The following is a 19,747-nucleotide window of genomic DNA, read 5'->3' on the forward strand; positions in this document are numbered from 1 at the left end:
CCTCGTCGAGACTTAGAGGAGGATGTGCATCGGCCGCTCCAGGAGCTGCCGCAGTGCCTTGAGGAAGGATGCGCCCACGGCGCCGTCGACGACGCGATGGTCGCACGACAGGGTCATGGCGAGCTTTCGTCCGGGGACGACCTGCTCTCCCTTCACCACCGGCTCGCGGCGCACCTGACCCACGGCCAGGATCGCGCCTTCGGGCGGGTTGATCACCGCCGCGAACTCGTCGATGCCGTACATGCCGAGGTTCGAGATCGAGAACGTTCCGTTCGCCATCTCCTCGGCGCGCAGCTTCTTCGCGCGTGCCCGCGTGGCCAGATCACGCACCTCGCTCGCGATCTGCAGCACGGACTTCTGATCCGCGTTCCGCAGCACGGGCGTCATGAGCCCCTCGGGGACGGCGACCGCCACCGAGATGTCCACGCGCTGGTGGACGAGGATCGCCTCCGGCGTGAACTGCGCGTTGCACTCGGGGACCCGGCGCAGGGTGATGGCGCAGGCCTTGATCAGCAGGTCGTTGAACGAGACCTTCGGGGCTTCCTGGCCCACCGGCACCCCGGCGGCGAGCTCCGCGTTGATCTGCTCTCGCAGCGCGTGCAGCGGATCGGCGTCGACGTCGATGGTCAGGTAGAAGTGCGGGACCTGCTGCTTCGACTCGGTGAGCCGCCGCGCGATGGCCTTGCGCATCATGCTCAGCGGGCGGGACTCGGGCGTCGCCAGCCCATCCGCGCCGGCAGACGGGGTGGCAGGTCGGGCCGGGGCAGGGGACTGCGCCGCCTCTGCGGGCTTCTCGGTTGCAGGCTTCTTGGCCTTCGCGGGGGACGGAGCGGCCGCGGGGGCCTTCGCAGGCTGCGGCGCGCTCAGCGCGGCCTCGACGTCGCGGGCCACGATGCGCCCGTTGGGCCCGGAGCCGGCGATGTCGTGCAGGTCGAGGTTGTGCTCACGACCGAGCTTCCGCACGTACGGCGAAGCGCGGACACGGCCCGGCTCCGGCTGCTCACCCTGAGCTGGCGCTGCGATCTGGGACTCCGGCTGCTTGAGCGCGGGGTCCTTGGGGGCGGCCTTGCTGGCGTCCTGCGTGGGAGGAGCCTTCTTGCCGGCGTCGCCCTTCTTGGCCTCCGCCTTCTTGGCCTCCGCCTTCTTGGCCTCCGCCTTCTTGGCCTCCGCCTTCTTGCCGTCCTGCGTGGGAGGAGCCTTCTTGTCGGCGTCGCCCTTCCTGGTCTCGCCCTGCTTCGACGGCGCCTTCTTGGCCTTCGTCTGCTTCGGCGCGTCCTCGTCGGCGTCGCCGTCGTCGGAGTCCTCCTCCTTCTCGGAGTCGTCCTCGGCGTCGGCGTTCTCGTCGCTCCCGTCCGCGTCGTCGTCGCCGTCGTCGCTGTCGTCGGAGTCCTCCTCCTTCTCGGAGTCGTCCTCGGCGTCGGCGTTCTCGTCGCTCTCGCCAGCGTCGTCCTCGTCGGCATCGCTGTCGTCGGCGTCGCTCTCCTCCTCGCCGGAGTCCTCGGCCTCCGAGTCATCCTCGTCGGCGTCGTCCTTCTTCTTGGAGGTCTCCTTCTTCTCGTCCTTCGCCTTCTTCTCGTCCTTCGCGCCTCCACCGTCGGAGTCGCCGCCGGCCTTCGCCACCAGCTCGGAGATGTCTTCTCCCTCCTTGCCGAGGATGGCCACCGCCTGACCGAGCTTGGCCACGCTGCCCGCCGGGATCAGGATCTTGAGCAGCGTCCCCTTGTCGAAGGAGCGGTACTCCATCGCCGCCTTGTCGGTCTCGACCTCGGCGAGCAGGTCATCGACATCGACCTGGTCCCCTTCCTTCTTGTGCCATTCGCTGATCTGCCCCTCTTCCATGGTGGGGGACAGCTTCGGCAGCTCCAGGATCTTCGCCATTCGACTCTCCTTCAGCTCCGGTAAAGCACTTGGTTCACGGCCTCGAGGATGCGCGGCACGCTCGGAATGACGTGCTGCTCCAGCTTGGCGTTGTACGGCATCGGGTAATCCAGGGTCGAAACCCTGAGCACGGGCGCGTCCAGATCGTCGAAGGCCAGGCGCTGGATGCGGTCGGAGATCTCCGCGCCGACGCCGCCGAACGGCCAGCCTTCGTAGGCCACCACGGCCCGGTGCGTCTTGCGGACGCTCTTCACGATGGCCTCCTCGTCGAGCGGCCGGATGGAGCGCAGATCGATCACCTCGGCGCTGATCCCTTCCTTCTCCAGGGCCGCCGCCGCCTCCAGGCTGACGTGGGTGAGCCGGCTCCAGGCGATGATCGTCACGTCCTTGCCCTCGCGCGCCACGTTCGCGACGCCCATGGGGACCAGGAGCTCCGGATCGTCCGGCACCTCGCCCTTCACGTTGTAGAGCGTCTCGCTCTCCATGAAGAGCACCGGGTCCTCGTCGCGGATGGCGGACTTCAGCATCCCCTTGGCGTCGGCGGGCGTCGCGGGCGCCAGCACCTTGAGCCCGGGCACCTGCGCGTAGAAGTGCTCCATCGCGTGCGAGTGCTGCGAGCCCACCTGCCGGGCCGACGCGTTGGGCGCGCGGAGGACGATGGGGACGCTGAACTGACCGCCCGACATCTGCCGGATCTTCGCCGCGTTGTTGAGGATCTGGTCGAACGCCACCGCGGAGAAGTTCCAGGTCATGTACTCGACGATGGGCCTGAGCCCGACCATGGCCGCGCCGATGGAGATCCCGGTGAACCCGCTCTCGGTGATGGGGGCGTCGATGACCCGCTTCGGGCCGAAGCGCTCGAGCATCCCCTCGCTCACCTTGTAAGCGCCCTGGTAGTGCCCGACTTCCTCGCCCACGAGGAAGACGCGCTCGTCCCGCTCCATCTCCTCGATCATCGCCGCTCGGACGGCGTCTCGATACCGCAGCGTGCTCATCGCGCGAACGCTCCCGTGTACGTGGTGGGCGCCAGGATCTCCGGGCCCGGCTCGGGGCTCTCCTCGGCGAAGCGGATCGCGTCGGTCACCTCGTCCTCGACTTCCTTCTCGATGCGCTCCAGCGCCTCGCTCTGGCCCTTCTCTTCGAGCTCCACCCGGGCGCGGAGCACCACGTCTTTCCGCTTCCGCTCCTCGAGCTCCTCCTTCGTACGGTACTTGCCGGGGTCGCTCATCGAATGCCCGCGGAACCGGTACGTCTGGATCTCCACCAGGGTCGGCTCCGATGTCTCCCGCACCCGATCGACGATGGCGCGGAGGCGGTCCCGCACGTGGATCACGCTCTCGGCGGCGAACCGCTCCCGCGCCATCCCGTAGCCGAGCGCCTTCTGGGACACGTCGGCCACGCTGAGCGTGCGCGAGATGGGCGTCCCCATGGCGTACTCGTTGTTCTCGCAGACGAACACCACCGGGAGCCGCCACAGCGACGCGAGCGACATCCCCTCGTGGAAGTCGCCGATGCTCACCGCGCCCTCGCCGAAGAACACCATGGAGACCCGGTCTTCGCCGCGGTACTTCGAGGCGAAGGCGGTGCCCACCCCGATGGGGATGTGACCTCCCACGATGCCGTAGCCGCCGAGCATGTTGTGCTCGCGGTCGAAGAAGTGCATCGATCCCCCGAGACCCTTCGAGCAGCCGGTCACTTTCCCGAAGAGCTCTGCCATCGCGGCGCGCGGCGCCATCCCCCGGGCCAGCGCCAGGCCGTGATCCCGGTAGGTGGTCAGCATGTAGTCGTCTTGCCGCATCGCGGCATGCGCCCCCACGGCGATCGCTTCCTGCCCGATGTACAGGTGCAGGAAGCCGCCGATCTTCCCCTGGGCATACGCCCGTGCCGCTTCTTCCTCGAAGCGGCGGATCAGGAACATCTGCCGGTAGAGCTTGAGATGCAGCTCGTCGCTCGTGTCCAACGTCGTCATGGGCCTCCAGGGCGGGTGTAGGAGACTTTGGACCTCCTGACAATGCGCCTCCGGCATATCAGGGCGCCCAGCATGACCATGCCGACCCCGGTCGATGTACCCGCGTCGTGATTCTCGCCGCGAGAGCCCTCTGCGGTGCCCACCCCACACCCCCCGCGCAGCTCCATGCGCGCAGGCGCAAGCGAACCTGCGGGGCCTCCGCCTGACCCGCCACCCTCGCCTGACGCAACGCATTCTCCCGCCTCGCAGGTGTGGTTGTCGGGGCAGGCGGTCGCCGAGAGATCCTGGTCGGCCGTTCCGTCGCAGTCGTTGTCGACGCCATCGCAGCGATCATCCGGGAAGCTTGGGGCGATCTCCGGATCGCCGTCGTCGCAGTCATCGCCTCCGCAGAGCGCGGCCGGGTGACCGTCTCGGTCAGCGTCGAGGCATGCCCCAAGCACCTCCACCGACAGCACACCCGGACCGCCGACGTCGCTGGTGCAGGGGCCGCTCGGGCCTCCCTCCACGTTCGCGCTCAACCCTGCCAGCATCCCGTCCCCCGTGCGGATCACCACCACCCCCCCGGCGCCACCGCCCCCGTGGGCGTACGTCCCCGTGCCGCCGGCCCCACCGCGCACGGACAGCACGCCGCCGCCCGACAGCAGCGCCGCGCGGAGCTGGATCGCGCCTCCGGCACCCCCGCCGGATCCGAGGTCGAGCACGCTCAGGCCATCGCCCCCGCGCGCCCAGATCTCGCCGTCGATCTGGATCTCGGCGGCCTCCAGCAGCACCACCCCACCCCCGTGGCCGCCGCGTGACGGCACCGACAGGGGCATCGCGGACACGAAGGCACCCCCCGCGCTCCCGGGCAGCAGCATCTCCACGGGGGTCAGGTAGCTCTGACCACCGTCCACCGCCTGATCCAGTGCACCGCACGCCGCGAGCACGCCGCGCGCACCCGTACCAGCGCTCCCGGCGCCCGATCCTGGTTGCCCTTGTAGCCCTGGCTGCGCGGCGTGCTTGCCGCTGGCATCGCTCCCCGTGGGTTCCCCGCCGTCGTTCCCGTCGTTCCCCTGGTAGCCCGCGCCACTCGCGTCGATGACCCCGCCGGACTCGATCACGATCCTGCCGGCGCGCACGTGCAAGGTCGCCGGCGCACCGGTGCTCTCCACCACGCGCAGGGTGGCGTCGGCCCTCACGATCAGCTCCGAGAACTGGTGCTCTCCGCTGAGGATCTTCACCCCCTCGATGATCCTGGGAGGAGCAGCCTCGGCGGCTCTCGCGGTGACCAGCAAGAGCATCGGGACTGCGGTCATCGCGGCGCATATCTCGCGCAACATGCGCCCGATGCTAGACCGAGCCCCCACCACCCGGGCGACAAAACAATGGGGCGCCACGTCCTCCGGCCCCCGCACTCCGGCGCGCGCCGCTCTTTTATCGGCGCTTCAGCTCGGCGCTTCAGCTCGGCGCTTCAGCTCGGCGCTTCAGCTCGGCGCTTCAGCTCGGCGTTTCAGCTCGGCGCTTCAGCGCTCCCGCAGGTCTTCCAGCGTGCCCGCGCCCCCGGCATCGACGGCCGTGCCTGCGTCGTTCTCCTGGCCAGCATCCGCGCCGTCGGTCTGTGCAGCGCCTTCACCCGGCCGCGCGGAGGCGTCAGGATCCACGCCGGCGTCCAGCTCCGAGGCGGGCTGTGCGCTCGTCCCGGCGCCTGCGGCATGCTCGACCTTCGGCCGCGTCGGCCGCGCTGTGGGGGTCGTCCGCGGCCTTGGTGCAGCCGTCGCGCTCGGCGCTGCCGCCGACGAACTCGCCGTCCCCTCCGGGGTCACCTCGCTCCCCTCCACCGAGCGCAGCGCCGTGCGCAGCAGCAGCGTCGCGGTCACCACCACCACGGCGCCGCCGAGGATCACCTGGCCCAGCTTGCGATCGCGCGGCAGGGGCGCGTTCGGCACGCGCGGCTCCGGCTCGTTCATCGCGTCCAGCGCCCCCAGCATCCCCGATCCGATGAGCGCGTGCCCCGGCTGGCTCCGTGGCTCGGAGGCCCGCCCGCCGAAGGACGGTGACGAAGGGGAGGAGGGCGGCACCTGCAGGGGCGGGTTCGCGAGCGCTGCTGCCCGCGCGAGGGTGTGCCCCTCCAGCGCGCTGGCCAGCGCGCGACCGAAGGCCTCGCAGCTCGGGAAGCGGTCCTCCGGGCGCTTCGCGAGCCCCCGGGAGAGCACCTCGTCGAGCGCCATCGAGCCGAGCCGCTCTCCGATGGGCTCCGGTGCCTCGTGCGCGATCCGCGCCGTCACCGTCACCGCGTCGTCGCCCGGGAAGGCGCGCTCACCGCTCGTCGCCTCGTACATCACCGCGGCCAGCGAGAACTGATCGCTCTCCGACGAGAACTTCCCGGCCCGGAACGTCTCCGGCGCGCTGTACGCCGGCGTGCCCATCAGCCCGCCCTGGTGCGTCAGCGTCGAGTCCGGCACGCGCGCGATGCCGAAGTCCGCGACCTTGCCTCCCGTGCTGGAGAGGATGATGTTCTCCGGCTTCACGTCGCGGTGCACGACGCCGGCGCGGTGGGCGAGGGTCAGCGCCTCGCCCAGCTCGCGGGCGAGCCGCGCTGCCTGGTGCGGGGTGAGCGGCCCCTCGCGCAGGCGATCCTTCAGCGTCGGACCCTCCACGTACTCGAACACCAGGTACAGGCCGAGCCCCGGATCCTCGCCCATGTCGTGCAAGGTCACGATGTTCGGGTGGGCCACCCGCGCCGCCGCGCGCGCCTCGTGCCGCATCCGGACCACCAGACCCTCGCGCACGTCCCGGGGGATGCGCAGGTCGTCGCGCAGGTGCTTCAGCGCCACCTCCCGGTCGAGCACCGGGTCGTGCGCGAGGAGCACCCGGCCCATGGCCCCCTCGCCGAGCACCCGGAGCACCCGGTAGCGCCCGATGGACACCGGCAGCTCCCCGCGCCTGCCCTCGAACGCATGGCGACCCTGGCTCCCGTGGTCGGCAGCGCTGTCAGGTGCGGATGCGGGGCGATGCTCCCCGGGGTCGGGCGACGACGGCTGGGACACCTCGTCCCCGGTTCTATCCGCCCTCGGCCTCCAACGAAAGGCCCTGCGTACGGCCCGGTCAGGGTTATGCTCCGGCCCGCGCCTTCCGCCTCGGGGGAATTCCCCCGGGCTCTCGTCCTGCGGAGGCGCCGGGGGCTCAACCCCCGCACGCTGCGGCATCGCTGCAGCCTCGAAGAGCAGAGGGACCGCGCCATGGCGGAGAACGACGTGTCGACACCGGCAGCGACCACCGGAAAAAGCAGTGGAAAAGGAAAGGCCAGGGTCACCACCCGGACCAAGCTCATCGTCCTGGCGGTCATTGCCCTCACCGTGGTGATCGTCGTGCAGACCGGGCTCGCCGGGTACGGCTTCGCCCACCTCCGCGCCGCCACCTTCCCTGGCGACGCCGGCCTCCTCGAGCACATCCCCGCGACCTCCAGCGGCGTCCTGCTCGTCGACACCCACCGCCTGGATCCGGCCCTCCTCGGGCCCGAGGGCGGCACCGTGCGCACCTACCTGACGCGCACCCGCGACGACATCAAGAAGGCCACGGGCATCGACCTCTGGTTCGACGTCGACAAGATCGCCTTCGCGCCGCCGCTCACGGTCGCCCGGGGCCGCTTCGACGGGGCCTCCCTCGCGGAGCGCCTCAAGGAGTCGAGCTACAACGACGCCGAGTACCGGGGCGTGAAGTACCTGATCCGGGGCGGCCAGGACGCCCTCGCCGTCCTCGATGGCACCTTCCTCCTCTACGGCGACGAGACCGCCATCCGGGCCAGCATCGACGCTGGGGCCTCGAACGCCACCCTCGACGACCAGGAGGCGTTCAACGACCGCCTCGACGCGGTGGGGTGGGAGTACCCCGTCCTCGGCACCCTCCAGATCAACGCCGACAAGCCGAGCGTCAAAGAGATCCTCTCCGGATCCACCGGCCCCCGGGCCTTCTCCTTCGGGCTCGACACCAAGGGCGGCCTCTCCTTGAAGGCCCTCGTCGAGTCCGTCAACCCTGCCTCTGCCGAGGAGCTCCGCAAGCTCCTCGACGGAAAGAAGGCCGACGCTGCCGCCCTGCGCACCCTCGCGGGACCCGAGGCAGGTCCCGTCCTCGCCGACGTGGCAGCGCGGGCCACCCTCGTCGTTCCTCCCGGGTCGAGCCAGGTCGCCATCCAGCTCTCCTTCTCCCCCGAGGAGCTCGATCGCATGGCCAAGGCAGCCAGCTCCATCGGCAGCAACCTCGGCCAGATCTACGGCAGCATGCGCCTCTTCCAGCTCCTCGTTCCCTCCCCCTGAGGGGCATCGGGCGCCCTCCCCACCGACCCTCCCCACCGACCCGCGCGCCTGCATTCTTCTTGTCCGGACTCTGCCGGGCCCATGCTAGTACCCCCGTCATGTCGGAACCGCGGATGGTCCAGTGCCGGAAACTTGGCAAGCTGCTGCCTGGTCTGAGCCGGCCTCCTTTCAAGAACGAGCTCGGCAAGCGGATCTACGAGGAGATCTCGAAGGAAGCCTGGGACGAGTGGCTCAAGGAGTCGGTCCGCTACATCAACACGTACCGCTGGGACCTGGCGAGCGCCGAGGGCCAGCAGAAGATGATGGAGCAGATCGCCATCCACTTCGGCTTCGAGGAGGGCGAGAAGATCGAGACGGCCTGGACTCCGCCCAAGCCGTGAACGCCTGCGCGGCCCTCAGCCGCCGCGCCGCCCGAGCTTCGCCACCATGGCCACGAGTTCCAGCGTGTCCACCGGCTTCGTCAGGTACGAATCGAACCCTGCGGTCCGTGCCCGGCGCCGGTCGTCGATCCCTGCGAATGCCGTGAGCGCCACGGCTGGCGTGCGTCCGCCCCGCTCTGGCGGCAGGCTGCGCACCCTCCGCACCAGGCTGTAGCCGTCGCCGTCGGGCATGCTGATGTCGCTCATCAGCAGATCGTAGGAGCCTGCCTCCAGGGCCCGCAGCGCCTCGGCGGCGGTCCCCACGGCGGTCACCCTCGCCCCGTTCTGGCCGAGCACGGCGAGCAAGATCTCGCGCGCGTCGAGATCGTCCTCGGCCAGCAGCACCCGCATCCCGGCGATGGGCATGGTCTCGGGCGCGGCGGGGGGCGCTGGATCCGACGCGCGCGGCTGTGGCCCCTCGGGCCGCCGCAGCGGCAGCGACACCGTGAATGACGCCCCGTGACCCTCTCCCTCGCTCTCCGCGCGGATCGTCCCCCCGTGCAGCTCCACGATGTGCCGCACGATGGACAGGCCGAGTCCCAGGCCCCCGTGGGCCCGCGTCGACGACCCGTCGGCTTGCCGGAACCGCTCGAACACGTGGGGCAAGAACTCGGTGGCAATCCCGCGCCCGGTGTCCACCACCGACAGCTCCACCGCGTCCTCCTTGGTGTCCACCCGCACGTCGATCGCCCCGCTCGTCGGCGTGAACTTCGCGGCGTTGGTCAGCAGGTTCCACACCACCTGCTGCATCCGGTCCGGGTCTCCGTGGATGGCCGGCACCCCGTCAGCGATGTGCACCGACACCTGCAGGTTCTTCGCGTCGAGCGAGGGCTTCACCACGTCGAGCGCGCCCTCCACGGCCCGCCGCAGATCCATGGTGCGCACGTCGATCCGCAGCTTGCCGGAGATCACCCGCGACACGTCGAGCAGGTCCTCCACGAGCTGCGCCTGTGCCCGCGCGTTCCGGTCCACGGCCTGGAGCGCGCGCTCGCGCTTCTCGGGCGGCAGCATCCCGGCTTGCAGCATCCGGATCCAGCCCATGATCGCGTTGAGCGGGGTCCGGAGTTCGTGCGACACCACGGCGAGGAACTCGTCCTTCGCGTGGTTCGCTTCCTCGGCGCGGTGCCGCTCGCGCTCCAGGAGATCCACGAGCAGACGGTTCTCGATGGCGATCGACGCCATCCGCGCGAACTGCACGAGCAGCACCTCGTCCTGCCCGTCGAACTCTCTGCCCTGCCTGCTCGAGAGCAGGATCAGGCCCAGCTCATGGCCGTCCTGGCCCACGAGCGGTGTCGCGAGCAGCCCTCCTCCTCCAGGCCTGCGCAGCTCGGCGGCGAGTGGGTGTGCCTCCACCTCCGCCTGGGACATGCGCACGGGCCCCTTCGTCCTCGCCAGCAGATCGCGGATCGCCTGCGCGATGGGGGCCTCTGCGCCGAGCGGCGACGAGGCGTACTGCGCTTGATCTCCTCCCACCGTCCCTGCCGCTCCGCTCAGCGGCAAGAGCATCGCCGTCGCCTCGCGCCCGCCTGCCAGAGACCGCGCCCGCTCCACCAGGGCGCCCAGCACGGCCTCCAGCGACTCGGCCGCGTGCAGCACGAGCGACGCCTCCGTCAGCTCCCGCAGCTTCAGCGCGTGGCGCTCCAGCGCCCGCTGCGCCGCCGCCGCCTCCCGTTCCGCGCGGCGCACCCGCATCGCGTGCCGCAGGCTCTGCGCCAGCCGCTCCGGAGAGAGCGCGCCCTTCGAGATGTAGTCCGACGCGCCGGCCTTCATGATCTCGACGGCCGTCTGCTCGTCCCCCTGGCCGGTCAGCATCACGATGGGCACGTCGAGCCCCGCGTCGCGTGCCTGTTGCAGCACCTCCATCCCGTTCGTCCCGGGGAGGCGGTAGTCGAGCAGCACGCAGTCGAACGACTGCCGACGCAGCGCCGAGAGCGCCTCTGCCGCGCCGCTCGCCTCCGTCGCCTCCACGGACACGCCCGCCTTGCGCAGCGCGCGCAGCACGGCGAGCCGGTCGACCTGATCGTCGTCGACGATCAGGATCCGCAGCGCGTCGACCAGTTCCATGGGGGGCTCACGGCAACTCCACGAGCGTCCAGTATTTGTTCAGCGCGGCCATCACCTCCACGAAGGAGACGAAGGTGACCGGTTTGAGCAGGTAGCCGGCGACGTTCAGATTGTAGGCTTCCACCTTGTCGCGGTCGTCGTTCGACGTGGTGAGCACCACGACCGACGTCGGCGCGAGTTCCGCATCGGCGCGCAGCGCCCGCAGGAACTCGATGCCGTTCATCTTCGGCATGTTCAGATCGAGCAGCACCAGCCGGCGCTCCCTGGGCATCGTGTTCCCCCGGAGCATCTCCAGCCCCTCGAGCCCGTTGCTGGCCACCCAGAGCGGGTTCGAGATGTTGTTTCGCTTGAACGCCCTCTGGACGTTCATCACATCGACTTCGTCGTCCTCGACCAGAAGAATGTTCAACAAACGATCGCTCATGGCTCGGACCCCGTACCCATGGATCGGTGACTGACGGGCGACACCACCCTTCGAGAGCACCGCCCGATCCCGACACCAGCCGGGGCACGTACCATGCTGGTACACCGACGCCCCCCGCACCTCAAGCCACCAAGTTCTCGCCGCTTCTTCCAGGAATGCCAGGCACTGCTTCTCCTGGCACGGCGTTCGTCGATTCCGCGTGGACCCGCTGTCCTGCCGTGCCGGTCGAACGGATCCGTTGCTCACGATCGGGGGGCTGCTTGCGCCACGTGAAGGAGAAGGTCGCGCCTTCTCCCTCGGCCGAGGTGACCCACACCCGACCGCCGCGCGTCTCGACCACCTTCTGCACCACCGAGAGCCCGATCCCGGTCCCCTCCACCTTGTCGCGCGCCTCCAGGGTCTGGAAGATGCCCCAGATCCGCTCGTGGTACTGAGGCGCGATCCCGGGGCCGTTGTCGGTCACTGAGAACTCGACCAGCTCCCCTCGGTCCTGCGCCTCCACCCGCACCCGCGCGTCCTCCCGCCGCGCGTACTTCAGCCCGTTGCCGATCAGGTTCATGAACACCTGCTGCAGCGGGACCCGCTCCGCCTGCAACGTCGGCATCCCCTCGCCGATCTCCACGACCGCGCCGGGCCGCGGGGCGAGCAGCTCCACCACCTCTGCGAGCAGCGCGCCCACGTCGACGGGCTCTGCCCTGTCCCGCACCCTGCCTGCCCGCGAGTAGCTCAGGATCCCGTCGATCAGCGCCTCCAGCCGGTGCACGCGCCCCCGGAGGAGCCGCATCTGCTCCCGCGCCTCGTCGGTCATGCGCTCCGCCAGATCCTCCTCCACCCACTGCGACAGGTTGGCGATGCCCCGCAGCGGCGCCTTGAGATCGTGCGACGCCACGTACGCGAACTGGTCCAGCTCCCGGTTGCTCCGCTCCAGCGCCGTGATCAGGCGCTCCCGCTCCTGGTCCGCGCGCGTGCGGTCCGTCATGTCCCGCAGCGTCATCACCGCCCCGAGCCGTGACCCCTCCTCGTCCCGCAGCGGCAGCGCGCTCCCCAGCGCCACCACCTCGCTCCGGTCGGCGCGCCGGATGACCATCTCCGCGTCGATGACCGTCTCCTCCCGCGCCACTGCGCGGGTGAGCGGCAGCTCCTCCGGCGGGAAGCTCTCCCCGGCCCTCGTCAGGATCGCGTAGCCCCGCCCCTCACCCCCGATCGGCGCCCCTTGCTCCAGGTGCCCGTGGAGCTTCAGCGCCGCCTCGTTCGCGAACCGCACCCGTCCGGCGAGGTCCACCACGATCACCCCGTCCGCGATCTGCCCGAGGATCGCCTCCTGCTCGCGCGACGCGTCCTGCGTATCCCGGAACAGCCGCGCGTTGTCCACCGCGATCGCCGCGCGGTGCCCGATCTCCTCTGCAAGAGGGAGGTCGTCCGGCCCGAGGATCCGCCGCGACCGCGAGGTGGAGATGAGCGTGAGCAGCCCCAGCGTCTGGCCGCGGGCCTTCATGGGGACCACCACCATCGTCCGCGGCGCGAGCGCCCGCTTCACGGCGCGGTGCTCCTCGGTCGCGCCGAGCGACAGGGCCATCTCCTCGGTCATCTCCGCGATCAGCACCGACCGCCCCGTGAGGAGCGCCCGCGACCGCGGGTGGTCCGGGGGATCGCTCTCCAGCGACAGGCCCCGGAGCTGCGCGGCGAGCCCCGCGTCCCCGGGCGCCGCGTGGGCCACCTCCAGCCTCCGGAACGACCCATCCCGATCGCGCGCGTCGATCACGCAGAAGTCGGCGAGGTGCTGCACCACGCGCCGTGACGTCTCCCGCAGCCGGTGCCGCTCGTCGAGGGGCAGCGACAGCGCGGTGCTCACGTCGGAGAGGAGCAGGAGCGCCCGCTCCACCCGCTTCCTGTCGGTGACGTCCTCGAAGATCAGCGCGAACTCGTCGGGGTTGGGCCGTATCGCCGCGATCCGGAACCACGAGTTGAAGTGCTCGCCCCCGTAGTAGACCTCGTCCTGCCAGGGCGTGCCCGACTCCGCGACCGTGCGGTAGCGGTCCCACAGACCGCCCTCCCGCAGCCCCGGGAACGACTGCAGCATGCTCCCGCCGCCCGCGATCGTCCCTGCCGGCAGCCGGTTGATCCGCGAGGCGGCCTGGTTCTGGTAGCGGCGCTCCAGGTCCACCACCGCCCCCGCGGCATTGCGCACGATCCGGTGGTACGAGAACGCGATCGGCGACACCTCCTGCGATACCCGGAACAGCTCCTCGCTCCGGCGCAGCTCCGCGGCGAGGCTCTCCACCCGCTGCCGCGAACGCACCTGCTCGGTCACGTCGACCGCCACCGTCATCAGCGACGTCACCTGGTCCGCGTCGTCGCGGAGCGGCTGGGTGCTGAAGAGGAAGAAGGTGTCCTCCACGACGCCGTCTCCCCGGGTGTCGATCCCCACCCGGTACTCCTCGGCGCTGAACGCCTCTCCGCGCGCGTAGATCTGCTGCATCAGCGCGAACACCGGCGCGTCGTCGGGCAGCTCGGGGAAGACCTCCCGGAAGGGCGTCCCTGGCGTCACCCTCCTGCCGACCATCTTCTCGTAGCGCGGGTTGGCCAGCTCCACGACGAGCTCCGGCCCCGAGATGATGGAGATGGCGACGGGCGCCTGCATGAGCTGCGCGTGCAGCCGGGCCCGCGCGCGCTCGCTCGCGGCCCGCGTCCGTGACAGCTCGAGCTGCGTGGAGACCCGCGCGAGCAGCTCCTTCGCCGAGAACGGCTTGGCCAGGTAGTCGTCGGCGCCCGACTCGAGGCCCTCCACGCGCGCCTCTTCACCTGCCCGCGCCGACAGCATCACCACCGGCACATTCCTGGTGAGCGGCTCCGCGCGCAGCGCCCGCAGCAGCGAGAACCCATCGAGCCCCGGCATCATCACGTCCGTCAGCACCAGGTCGGGCACCCGCGCCTGCGCCGCGGCCAGCGCCGCGACCCCGTCGGCCACCGCCTCCACCGTGAACCGCTTCTTCAGCAGCCCGGCCACGTAGTCGCGCATGTCCGCGTTGTCGTCGGCCACCAGCACCCGCGCCCCGGAAATCTGGGGCGTCGCCCCGCCCCCGCTCCTCGCCCCGCCCTTCCTCTCTGCCCCGCTCCCTCCCTCCGCCGTGCCCGTGGCCGGCGCGTCGCTCACCCACCGGCTCGCCTCCTCCACGAACTGCGGCGCGAGCGCCGCCGTCAGCAGGCCCGACCGCTTCACCCCCACCCGAGCCGTCGGCAGGTGCGCCTTCCCCAGCGGGATGGACACCGTGAACACCGTCCCCAGGCCTACCGTGCTCTTCACCCGGATCGTGCCGCCGTGCATCCGCACCAGCTCGTGCACCAGCGCGAGCCCGATCCCTGACCCCTCGAAGGTCCGCGAGCGCGCCCCCTGGATCCGGTGGAAGCGCTCGAACAGGTGCGGGATCTCGTCTTCCTCGATGCCCGACCCCGTATCGCGCACCGACAGCTCCGCGTGCCCCTCCACCGCCTCCAGCGACACGGCGATGCCGCCGTCGAACGTGAACTTGAAGGCGTTCGAGAGCAGGTTGAGGACGATCTTCTCCCACATCTCCCGGTCCACGTAGGCCGGCTCCGGGAGCGGCGGGCACGCCACGTCGAGGCGCATGCCAGCCCGCTCCACCGCCGATCGGAACGTGCTCGAAAGGTCCGCCGTGAGCTGGGCGAGGTCCGTCGGCTCGTACGACGCCTGCGCCCGGCCCGACTCGATCCGCGAGAAATCCAGGAGCGCGTTCACCAGCTTGAGCAGCCTCAGCGCGTTCCGGTGCACCGCCTTCAGCGACTCGCCCCCGAGCACCCCCGCGGCCGAGGCGAGCCCGTCCTCGGTCGGCCCCAGGATCAGCGTCAGCGGCGTGCGCAGCTCGTGGCTGATGTTGCTGAAGAACAGCGTCTTCGCCTGATCGAGCGCCGCCAGCTCCTCGGCGCGCCGCCGCGCCTCGGAGACCATGCGCGCGTTCCCGAGCGCGCTCGCCACGTGGGTGGCCACCAGGTTGAAGAACGTCCGGTAATCCTCGTCGAGCGCGAGCCGCGGGTTCACCCCCGCGACCAGCAGCCCGTAAGGCCGCTCCTGCCCCGCGGCCGCCAGCGGCAGGATCACCGCGCTCGTCGCCGGCTCCGGCCAGGCCCCGCCCGGCAGCGCCCCGAACCGCCTCCCGAGCGCCCGCTCCACCACCAGCGCTCCCGTCCGCACCGCCTCCCCGAGCTGCCAGCTCCCCGCGCTGTCGGCGAGCGCCACCACCGGCACCCGCGCCGCGTGCCCCTCGGGCAGCCCCGACGCCCCGACCAGGCGCGCCTCGGTCCCCGTGTCGTCCAGCAGGTAGAGCAGCGTGAACGGCACGGTCCCCGTGTGCTTCTCCAGCGTCGCCAGCGCCGTCGCGCACGCCTCCTCCACCGTCCGCGCCTGCCCCGTGTGCGCGCCCAGCTCCCGCAGCACGATGAGCCGCCGCTCCCCGAGCACCCTCCCTGTCGTCTCCGTGCACGCGCAGAAGATCCCCGCGATGCTCCCGTCCTGCTCCCGCACCGGGCTGTACGAGAACGTGACGTACGTCTCCTCCAGGTAGCCGTTGCGGGTCATCATCAGCGGCATGTCCTCGGACCATGTCGCCTCTCCGGTGGTGCGCACCCCGTCGAGCATCGGCCCGATCACGTCCCACAGCTCGGCCCAGCACTCCCGCCCTGGCCTCCCCAGGTACTGCGGGTGCTTGCTCGCCCCGAGGATGGGCCGGTACGCATCGTTGTAGAGCCGCGCGTACTGCGGACCCCACCACAGCTCGATCGGGAACCGCGACGCCAGGCAGATGCTCACCGCCGTGCGCAGGCTCTCCGGCCAGCGCTCCACCGGACCCACCGGCGTCGTCGACCAGTCGAAGGCCCGCATCAGCGTGGCCATCTCCCCGTTCCCCGGGAACGTCCGCGCCAGGAGCGCCTCCTTCGACCTTGCCTGCGACGACGCCCGCTCCGTCTCACCCATGCGCGCATCCTGCAGGGTCACCCGGCAGCGCGTACAGGAAAACGCGAGCCGCTCGGGTGAAGGTGATCACCGCGGAGCGCTGCCCGGCGACGCACTGTGGGGACGACCCCCCACCCCTGCATCAATGCACGGGGGCTGCTGCCAGCGCTTCCCGGTGGCGCGTCAGGAAGCTCCGCACGTCCTCCGCGGGTTGACCGGTCAGATCCTCCACCGCCTTCGTGGCCACGTTCAGCGTCCCTGCGGCGATCGCCACATCGATCGAGGCGTAGACCCTGGCCAACCCTGCCGGCAGACCCGCCTGCTCCAGCCCCGCCTCCAGCGCCGCGGGCGTGATCACCACGTACTCCACCGGCTTGCCCGTGATCTCCGCGGCGAGCTGCGCCACCTCGCGGAGCGACACGGCCCCGGGCCCGGTGACGTCGATCACCCGCTTTCCCTCGAAGTCGGAGGCCAGCACTGCGGCCGCCACGCGCGCGCAGTCCTCGCGCGAGACGTAGCCGGTCGCGCCGTCCCCCGTCGCCGCGGCGAGCTGCCCCGTGGCCACGGCCCGCGGCACCTGCGCGAGCAAGAGGTCCACGTACAGGTTGTTCCGGAGGATGGTGTACCCGATCCCGCTCTCCGCGATCGCCGCCTCGGTCCCGTCGTGATCGGGCGCGAAGAGGATCGCCGAGCCTGGCCCGGGGTTCGTCAGCGAGGTGTAGACGAGGTGCTTCACGCCGGCCTTCACCGCGGCCGCCACCGCGTTCCGGTGCTGCGCGAGCCGCGCCCCCGGCCTGTCCACCGCGTCGGTGCTGATGAGCAGGAGCCGCGTCGCCCCGGCGAATGCCTTCTCCAGCGAGGCCGGCGCGTCGAAGTCGGCGTGCCGCACCTCGACTCCCCGCGCCGCGAGGTCCGCGAGCTTCTCCGGAGCGCGGGTGGTGGCGATGACGTGCCCTGCGTTCCGGGCGAGCAGGTGCTCGATGACGCGACGCCCGAGCTGACCAGCGGCACCCGTGACGAGAATGTTCTGGGACATGACCGAGATCTCCTTCGCTGAAGTTCCCGGTAGAGTTGCGCCTGTCCCGACCTCACCGCAACGCGCCGCGGCTGGTTACAGTGTCCCGCCGTGGGAACAATGGACCTCAACCACCTCTCCCTCTTCACCGCCGTCGCGGAGACCGCGAGCTTCACCGAAGCTGCCCGTCGCCTCGGCGTCCCCAAGTCCACCGTCAGCCGCGCCATCGCCACGCTCGAAGCTGACCTCGGCGTGCGGCTCCTCCAGCGCACCACCCGCGCTGTCGCCCTCACCACCGCCGGTCAGGCCTTCCTCGCCCGCGTCGGTCCCCACCTCAGGTCCCTGACGGCCGCCGTGGGCAACGTCCCCGAGCTCGACGAAGAGCCCTCGGGCACCCTCCGCCTCACCGCCACCGCCGACTTCGGCACCGCGGTCCTCGCCGAGATCCTCGTCGGCTTCTGCCGCCGCTACCCCCGCGTCACCCTGGACATGGCGCTCACCAGCCGCACTGTCGACCTCGTGAAGGAAGGCTTCGACGCCGCCTTTCGCTTGCTCCTCGCGAAGCCCAGGGACTCCGGCCTCATCGCCCGCAAGCTCGTCGACCTGAACATGCAGTACTACGCCGCCCCGGAGTACCTCCTCGCCCGCGGCACCCCGAAGACCCTCGACGAGCTCGGCGACCACGACAGCGTCTCCCTCACGGGAGGACGACCGTCGCTTCCCAGCGAGCGCGTGCTCGCGAAGACCCACACCCGCCTGCTCGCCGACGACGGCTTCTTCGCGCGCGAAGCCGTCCGCCAGGGCATGGGCATCGGCCTCTTCCCGTCGTTCCTCGCCCAGCAGGACGTGCTCACCGGCAAGCTCGTGCGCGTCCTGCCCCGCTGGACCCTGCCCACCGGCGGCATCTTCCTCGTGTACCCCAGCGGCCGCCACCTCCCGAAGAAGATGGTCGTCCTCCGCGAGCACCTCACCGACGCCCTTCGCGCCCGCTTCCAGGGTGCCCCGAAGAGCACCCCGACCTGAAGCGGCATCGCCGGGCGCTGGTCCCCTCCGGGGCGAGGACCTGAAGTAGGCCAACGAGGCGCAACGAAGCGATGCGCCGCAGATCGGCCGGACAGCGACGGGAGCCCTACTGGGAGAGGCTCTCAGCACCCCGTGTTGTTCCCGGGGCTCACCCCGAGCATCTGCGTGAACGACATGTACTTGTTCACCCGGCTCGCCACCTGCCCGGGGTTCCGGCCACCGCACTCCAGCGCCCCGTTGATGGTGCGGATCGTCTCCCCGAAGCCCGCCCCCGAGACGATGGCGTTGTGCGCCGTCATGTTCCCGGCGCCGTTCTGCGTCGTCCAGAACCAGAAACCCGTCCTCCACGCCGCGTTGGCGTCGCGCGACAGCAGATCCGGATCGTTCATCAGCGGCAGGTTCAGCGCATTGCCGGCCGCGCAGTAGTTCCCGTTCCACGAGAGCTGGATCGGCCCCCGCCCGAAGTACTGCTTCCCGCCCGCGCAGCCGCACCCCGCCGGCCCCCACGACGTATCGCAGTACGTCGCCTTGTTGATCTCCTCCACGTACACCAGGTCCCCCGTCTCGTGCGACACGTTGGCCAGGAACGCCGCCACCTCCCGCTTGCGGACCTCGGTGCTGCCCTGCGTGGCGAGGTCGGGGAACGTCGACGCCGCCGCGATCAGCGCCCCGTACGAGTAGAACGGGTTCCGGTTCGGGAACATCTGGTTGAACACCGACTCGGTTAGGATCCCGCCGAACCCGCTCCCGTTGCCGCCGTTGTTGCCGCCGTTGTTGCCGCCGTTGTTGCCGCCGCCGGGCGTGCAGCCCGTGTACGGATCCCAGAACCAGGTGCTGATCGTCGGGTCGTAGCCGGGGTTCGCGTGCTCGGCGATGTACAGCGACCCGTTGAACTTCACGATGTCGCCGGGGTTGTAGTTCGCCCCCTGCTGCCACGCCGGGTAGTTGCAGCTCCCGCCGTTGTTGCCGCCGCCGGTGCTGCCACCGCCGGTGCTGCCGCCGCCGGTGCTGCCGGTCCCGCCCGAGCCTGCGCAGCTCCCCGTCTCGGTCCACAGCGCGGCCACGGCCGCGGGCGTCCAGCCCGGGAGGCTCGTGTGCGCCTGCAGGCACCGGTACGACTTGCCGTTGAAGCGCACCTCGTTGCCGACGCCGTAGGCCACGTTCTCTGCCCAGGCCGGCGCGCTCGCGCAGACCGCGGCCTCGTCGTCGACGTAATCCTCGTCGTCCTCGGGCGCCGTCTCCACGACGCAACCGGTCGCGCCCAGGGCAGCGGCGGCGAGGAACAGAGAGAGAACGGAACCCGAGATGGTGACGTTGCGCGACATGGGAGTCTTCCTTTGCAGTTCGAGTGCAGTCCGAGGTGTGTGAGTCGGCGTGACGGGTGGCCTCTCCGGCCGCTTCGTCGTTGCGACGCTGACTCCAGGGCTTCATTGCAGGGAGTGGGCCACGCACCCACATCCCCTCCACCACGCCCTTTTCGGCCTGTTTCTCGTGCTCCCGCGCCCTCCGGCCCCCCCCGGAGGTCCTCGACGATCCTTCGGATCACCCCCACCGGGTGATCTGCCGGATCACCCCAGCGATCCTCAGGATCTCGACCGCGCTGCTCCCCCCCACTGAACCCCCCCCGCGCGCTGCTCCTCCCGGCGCTGACCCCCCCGCGCGGACCCCCCCGCGCGGACCCCCCCGCGCGGACC

General features: G+C 70.8%; 13 protein-coding genes. 3 read left to right on the forward strand and 10 right to left on the reverse strand.

The window, feature by feature from the left end:
• Positions 1 to 12: 12 nt before the first annotated feature.
• From CAP_RS54095 to CAP_RS27965, 5 genes are all read right to left on the reverse strand, one after another.
• Positions 13 to 1,878, reverse strand: a complete 1,866-nt coding sequence (locus CAP_RS54095) for a dihydrolipoamide acetyltransferase family protein (RefSeq protein ID WP_081865327.1) — start codon at positions 1,876 to 1,878, stop codon at positions 13 to 15.
• 11 nt (positions 1,879 to 1,889) lie between these two features.
• Entirely contained in the window at positions 1,890 to 2,873 is a 984-nt protein-coding gene (locus tag CAP_RS27950) for a pyruvate dehydrogenase complex E1 component subunit beta (protein ID WP_044246578.1), read from the reverse strand.
• Entirely contained in the window at positions 2,870 to 3,847 is a 978-nt protein-coding gene (pdhA, locus tag CAP_RS27955) for a pyruvate dehydrogenase (acetyl-transferring) E1 component subunit alpha (RefSeq protein ID WP_044246579.1), read from the reverse strand. The genes CAP_RS27950 and pdhA overlap by 4 nt, the downstream gene beginning before the upstream one ends.
• Positions 3,844 to 5,166, reverse strand: a complete 1,323-nt coding sequence (locus CAP_RS55200; protein ID WP_081865328.1) for a putative metal-binding motif-containing protein — start codon at positions 5,164 to 5,166, stop codon at positions 3,844 to 3,846. Before CAP_RS55200 ends, pdhA begins: the two co-directional genes overlap by 4 nt.
• Positions 5,167 to 5,349: 183 nt before the next feature.
• Positions 5,350 to 6,873 carry a serine/threonine-protein kinase gene (locus tag CAP_RS27965; protein ID WP_269324689.1) on the reverse strand — a complete coding sequence of 508 codons (1,524 nt, stop codon included), beginning with the start codon at positions 6,871 to 6,873 and terminating at the stop codon, positions 5,350 to 5,352.
• A 192-nt stretch (positions 6,874 to 7,065) separates the two neighbouring features.
• Here CAP_RS27965 and CAP_RS27970 point away from each other — a divergent pair, with 192 nt between their 5' ends.
• Together CAP_RS27970 and CAP_RS27975 are read left to right on the forward strand one after the other, a co-directional pair.
• Complete coding sequence (locus tag CAP_RS27970) at positions 7,066 to 8,139, forward strand: hypothetical protein (RefSeq protein WP_044246623.1); 1,074 nt, start codon at positions 7,066 to 7,068, stop codon at positions 8,137 to 8,139.
• 98 nt (positions 8,140 to 8,237) lie between these two features.
• On the forward strand, positions 8,238 to 8,519 hold the full coding sequence (locus CAP_RS27975; protein WP_052376128.1) for an oxidative damage protection protein: 282 nt from the start codon (positions 8,238 to 8,240) through the stop codon (positions 8,517 to 8,519).
• Positions 8,520 to 8,534: 15 nt separating this feature from the next.
• Here CAP_RS27975 and CAP_RS27980 read toward each other — a convergent pair whose 3' ends face one another.
• From CAP_RS27980 to CAP_RS27995, 4 genes are all read right to left on the reverse strand, one after another.
• On the reverse strand, positions 8,535 to 10,622 hold the full coding sequence (locus CAP_RS27980; RefSeq protein ID WP_044246581.1) for a response regulator: 2,088 nt from the start codon (positions 10,620 to 10,622) through the stop codon (positions 8,535 to 8,537).
• 7 nt (positions 10,623 to 10,629) lie between these two features.
• Entirely contained in the window at positions 10,630 to 11,046 is a 417-nt protein-coding gene (locus tag CAP_RS27985; RefSeq protein ID WP_044246582.1) for a response regulator, read from the reverse strand.
• Positions 11,047 to 11,167: 121 nt separating this feature from the next.
• Positions 11,168 to 16,036 carry an ATP-binding protein gene (locus CAP_RS45690; protein ID WP_052376130.1) on the reverse strand — a complete coding sequence of 1,623 codons (4,869 nt, stop codon included), beginning with the start codon at positions 16,034 to 16,036 and terminating at the stop codon, positions 11,168 to 11,170.
• A gap of 121 nt (positions 16,037 to 16,157) precedes the next feature.
• Complete coding sequence (locus tag CAP_RS27995) at positions 16,158 to 17,051, reverse strand: SDR family oxidoreductase (RefSeq protein ID WP_044246583.1); 894 nt, start codon at positions 17,049 to 17,051, stop codon at positions 16,158 to 16,160.
• A 99-nt stretch (positions 17,052 to 17,150) separates the two neighbouring features.
• Here CAP_RS27995 and CAP_RS28000 point away from each other — a divergent pair, with 99 nt between their 5' ends.
• The gene (locus tag CAP_RS28000) at positions 17,151 to 18,053 is read left to right on the forward strand and encodes a LysR family transcriptional regulator (RefSeq protein ID WP_044246585.1); all 903 of its coding nucleotides are present in this window, start codon (positions 17,151 to 17,153) and stop codon (positions 18,051 to 18,053) included.
• A gap of 122 nt (positions 18,054 to 18,175) precedes the next feature.
• Here CAP_RS28000 and CAP_RS48775 read toward each other — a convergent pair whose 3' ends face one another.
• A complete protein-coding gene (locus CAP_RS48775) occupies positions 18,176 to 19,378 on the reverse strand; it encodes a glycoside hydrolase family 19 protein (RefSeq protein ID WP_081865330.1) in 1,203 nt (400 codons plus the stop codon).
• Positions 19,379 to 19,747 lie beyond the last annotated feature (369 nt).

Origin of the sequence: Chondromyces apiculatus DSM 436, from assembly GCF_000601485.1 — a bacterium.
GTDB lineage: Bacteria > Myxococcota_A > Polyangia > Polyangiales > Polyangiaceae > Chondromyces > Chondromyces apiculatus.